1 protein-coding gene is annotated in these 279 nt (G+C 53.4%); it reads right to left on the bottom strand.

Annotation, left to right across the window (positions count from 1 at the left end):
- Positions 1-219, bottom strand: a 219-nt coding sequence (locus PZC42_RS22940; protein WP_277214058.1) for a hypothetical protein, incomplete at its 3' end; no start/stop codon positions are given.
- Positions 220-279 lie beyond the last annotated feature (60 nt).

A 279-nucleotide genomic window follows, 5' to 3' on the forward strand; every position in this document is an offset into this window, starting at 1 on the left:
CGCGGCATGCGCGAGACGTTGCACGAACCCGGGCCTTTCAATCTGTCCAGCTGAACCATGAGCTGCAATGAAAAGAGCCCACGAAAGCAAATCGTAGCATTCCTGCGGCAATTGGGCTAGAACTTCGGGCGTACAGAGATCAAGAGCTTCCTTTATATGCTTCGTCAATGCCCGTCCCAAGCCGGTCGATGATGGGGATACAATCATGAAAAGGTTCATGTAGCATATGGAGGCAACACGGACAACAGCCTCGACTGGATGGAGATTGGCCCCCTGAGG

It is taken from the genome of Isoptericola croceus (assembly GCF_029382255.1).
Classification (GTDB): Bacteria; Actinomycetota; Actinomycetes; order Actinomycetales; family Cellulomonadaceae; genus Isoptericola; species Isoptericola croceus.